Annotated in this window: 3 protein-coding genes; 1 reads left to right on the top strand and 2 read right to left on the bottom strand. The window is 69.7% G+C overall.

Translation table 11 applies throughout. The annotated features are described in order from the left end of the window. Nucleotides 1-235: 235 nt before the first annotated feature. Entirely contained in the window at nucleotides 236-892 is a 657-nt protein-coding gene (locus ACWD5O_RS36970; RefSeq protein ID WP_074307989.1) for a response regulator transcription factor, read from the bottom strand. A 50-nt stretch (nucleotides 893-942) separates the two neighbouring features. Beyond that, the gene (locus tag ACWD5O_RS36965; protein WP_354968846.1) at nucleotides 943-2,088 is read right to left on the bottom strand and encodes a sensor histidine kinase; all 1,146 of its coding nucleotides are present in this window, start codon (nucleotides 2,086-2,088) and stop codon (nucleotides 943-945) included. Nucleotides 2,089-2,174: 86 nt separating this feature from the next. Here ACWD5O_RS36965 and ACWD5O_RS36960 point away from each other — a divergent pair, with 86 nt between their 5' ends. Continuing rightward, nucleotides 2,175-3,662, top strand: a complete 1,488-nt coding sequence (locus ACWD5O_RS36960) for a hypothetical protein (protein WP_450088156.1) — start codon at nucleotides 2,175-2,177, stop codon at nucleotides 3,660-3,662. The last annotated feature ends 262 nt before the right edge of the window (nucleotides 3,663-3,924 follow it).

The raw sequence follows: 3,924 nt of genomic DNA, 5'->3' as shown, positions 1-3,924 counted from the left end.
CGCTTGACGCGCCTCTTTGGTCGGCTCAGCTGTCCCAGCTGCAGCACTCGATTCAATCTGGCTGACCACTTGGCCGGCTTCTCATACCAGTGACGCCGGCATCCGGATCTGCCGCGATCAGAGCGTCGACCTCCGTCCGCGCGACGACCGGATCTGCCGAGATGAGTGTGTCGGCTCGTCCAGTTAGGGTGTCACGCTCGAATCATTCGCCTGGGTGCCGTTGTGGGGCGGTGGATTAGGCGATCCGGTAGCCGATTCCTGGCGTCGTCGCGATGACTGGTGGACCGCCGAGTTTGCGCCGCAGCCGGCCGACCGTCACTGTAACGGTGTTGGTGAACGGATCGGCGTTCTCGTCCCAGACCTGTTCGAGCAGGGTCTCGGTGCTCAGGAAGCCCGGGCTTGCCCGCAGCAGCGCCTCCAGCACGGCGAACTCCTTCACCGAGAGGTTGAGTTGCCGTCCGTCGCGAACGGCGGTCCGGCGTATCGGGTCTAGCTCGATCCCGGCTGCGTGCAGCGTCCGGGGCCGGGCGTCTGGCTTGCGGCGGGCCAGCGCGTGGATGCGCAGGATCAGCTCCGGGAAGTGGAAGGGTTTGGCGAGATAGTCGTCCGCGCCCAGGGTCAGCCCGCTGACCCGGTCGCCGGGCGCGCTCGCCGCGGTCAGCATCAGCACCATCGGTCGGTCTGCCCGCTCAGTGATCATCTGGCACAGCGTGTCGCCGTGGAGGCCGGGCAGGTCCCGGTCCAGGACCACCACGTCGTGCGCGGTGAGGTCGAGCTTGGCGGCGGCGGTCAGCCCGTCGTGGGCGAGGTCGACGGCCATTCCCTGGTCGCGCAGCCCTTCCGCGACGACCTCGGCGAGTGCGTGATCGTCTTCGACGACGAGGATCCTCATGCCGACCTAAATTCCAACCAGGAGGACCGCGGCATGCGGCGCTCTGCACGTCATGCCGCCGGTACCTTCGCGACCGGAAACGTGATCGTTACGCGCAGGCCGCCCTCCGGCCGGGCGAGCAGGATGAGCCGGCCGCTGTGGGCGGCGGCTACGCCGGCCACAATGGACAGGCCTAGTCCCGAGGAGCCGGTACGCTCGTCGCCGAGCCGCTCGAAGGGCTGCGTCAGCCGGTCGACCTCCCGCTGGTCGAGGACGCGCCCGCCGGTTTCGACGACGAGCACCGTCTCCTCCTCGCTCGCGGACCCGGTGATTCCGATCCATCCGCCGTTCTCGTTGTGTGTTACGGCGTTGTCGACGACGTTCTCCACTAACCGCGCCAGCAGCGCCGGGCTGCCCTGGGTCGCCGTTCCCGGCGGCACGTCCACCGTTACGCTCAGCCGCTTCGTCTCCACGTCGGCGTACCTGTCGCACAGTGCCGCGCCGATGAGGTCGCCGAGGTCGACCGGGGCGGCGTCGGCCAGCGCGCCGTGCTGTGCCCGGGCCAGCACGAGGAACCCGTCGAGCAGGTGATCGACCCGGTCCAGTTGCGTACGCAGGCGGTCCGCGAGCGCCACCGTCGAGGCGGCCGGGTCGGGCTTGGCGACCGCGACGTCCAGCGACGCCCGCATGGTCGTCAGCGGCGTACGCAGCTCATGGGAGGCGTTGGCGACGAAGCGGCGCTGTGCGGCGAACGACACTTCGAGCCGTTCGAGCAGTTCGTCGATGGTGTCGGCGAGGTCTTTCACCTCGTCGGCCGGGCCGGTGACGGCAAGCCGCCGGTCCAGGCTGTCGGCGGAGATGCGCCGCGTGGCGCTGGTGATGATCCGCAGCGGCCGCAGGACGCGCCTAGCCAGCGCCCGGCCGAGCAGCAGTGACACGACGGCCATCACGATCAGCGCCACCAGCGAACCGGCGAGCAGCTGACTGGCCTGCTGCGCGTGCACCTCGGCCAGCTGGTCCTCCAGCTCCCGGATGCGCTGCTGCGCCACGGCGAAGCTGCCGTGGGCGGGGGGATTCCCGGCGGGGGCGACGCTGCTCAGGCTGCCGTCAGAGAGCAGAAAGGTCAGGCCGAGCAGCCCGACACCCGACAGGAGGAACACAACGGCGTACAAGATCGTGAACCGTACCCCCACGGTCCCGCTGCGCAGCCTGATCATGCCTCCAGCATGCCTTGGAAGACCTAACAACAGCATGACAGAGCCGGTTCGGGCCGTGTTACGCGCCGATCCGTAAAACGGACGGCATGTCGACCACTGAACTCCTCCGGCGGGAATGGACCGCGTTCCGCCGCCCGGGCCGCCTGATCGCCCTGGCCGCCGCGGCCCTCACCGTCATCGCGCTGGGCCTGCTGTTCACCTCCGGCACCCGTGCGTCCTGCGACGGGCCCTGCCCGGCCGCTCCCGTCGCCGGCGACGGCTCCATCGTCAGCGACAGGTTCTGGTTCCTGCATCGCGACCTGGGCCGCGAGGGGAGCATCACGGTACGGATGACCTTGATGACCGGGACGATCACCTATCCCCCGCCGAACCACGACCAGATCGTGTCCGGGCTGGTGCCGTGGGCGAAGGCCGGGATCATCGTCAAGGACGGCGTGCGGCAGGGCTCGCACTACGCGGCGCTCATGATGACCGGCAGCCACGGCGTGCGCTTCCAGTACGACTACAAGCACGACGTCGCCGGAGGCGCAGGCGGCGTCTCGGAGCAGTCCCCGCGCTGGCTGCGCCTGACCCGCTCGGGCGACACCATCACCGGTTCCGAGTCGGCCGATGGCGAGCAGTGGCACACCGTGGGAACGGCGAAGCTCGACGGGCTGCCGGACAACGTGCAGGTCGGCCTCTTCGCCACGTCCCCTGGCGACCTCACGCTCCGGGAAATCGGCCTCGGCGGCGCTATCGAGGAGGTCCGGTTCACCCAGGCCGTCGGCGTCTTCGACAACGTCGCCGTCGAGGGCGGTGCCACCGGCGCGTGGGCCAGCGACTCGATCGGCCAGATGAACCACACCGACTGGGAGAAGTACCATAACGCTTCCGGAGCCGTGGAAAAGGACGATGTCATCACGGTCAGCGGCACCGGCGACATAGGGCCGTTCAGCGACGAGGGCGCGCGGAGCGTCGAGAACACCTTGCTCGGCCTGACGGTCGCGCTGATCATCGTGCTCATCGCCGCGGCCCGCTACGGCGCCCGCACGGCTCGCGAGACGGCCTCCCGGCGGGTGATCGCCGCCCGGGCGGCCGTCGTCGGGGCGGCCACCTTCGTCACCGGTCTGGTCGCCGTCGGCGTCGTCCTCCCGGCGAGCATGGCGATCCTGAAGGGCAACGGCATCCCGGTGCAGCCTGTGCCGGTGCTGACCGGCGCTCGGGTGATCGTCGGCGTCGCGGCGGTGCTCGCCCTCTGCGCCGTCCTCGCGTATGGGCTCGGCGTGTGGCTGCGCCGTGGCTGGGCAGCGATCCTCATCGGACTGTCGCTGGCCGCCCTGCCCTACGCCGTCGCGGCGTTCCCGCTACTGCCCGACACGCTCTCCGAGTGGGTGCTGCGGCTCACCCCGGCCGCAGGCTTCGCCGTCAAGCAGACGATGGTGGAGTATCCGCAGGTGACCGCGCATTATGCGCCGTCGGCCGGGTACTTCCCGCTCCCCGGGTGGGCCGGGCTCGCCGTGCTCTGCGCGTACACCGTGATCGTGATGGGGATGGCCGTCGGTCGCAAGCAGGCTGCGCACACCGACTGGCGATAGTGGACGGCGCGGGGGCACGGCCCCCGCATCGTCTCAGACTACGAGGAGGACGACGCCGTCGGCGTCGGCGAGGTGCTCCGTGAGCGGGAAGCAGCCCGCCGCCAGCGGCTGGTCCCTGCGCGACTACATGAGTGGCCGGTATGACTTGCCAAGATCAGGCACACTGTCATGCCGCAATCCGTGCTGGCAGCTTTGGGCGTACAGCCAGGCTTGCCGGAGACGGCTATCGCCGGCCCGACCGTCTCGATCCGCCGTAGAGATT

The sequence above is a fragment of the Micromonospora sp. NPDC005161 genome (assembly GCF_053599855.1).
This window is presented reverse-complemented; position numbering and strand designations above follow the sequence as displayed.

Bases quoted from the DNA above. Each gene is read 5' to 3' on its own strand.
- ACWD5O_RS36970 (WP_074307989.1), bottom strand. From the start codon at position 892: ATGAGGATCCTCGTCGTCGAAGACGATCACGCACTCGCCGAGGTCGTC.
- ACWD5O_RS36965 (WP_354968846.1), bottom strand. From the start codon at position 2,088: ATGATCAGGCTGCGCAGCGGGACCGTGGGGGTACGGTTCACGATCTTG.
- ACWD5O_RS36960 (WP_450088156.1), top strand. From the start codon at position 2,175: ATGTCGACCACTGAACTCCTCCGGCGGGAATGGACCGCGTTCCGCCGC.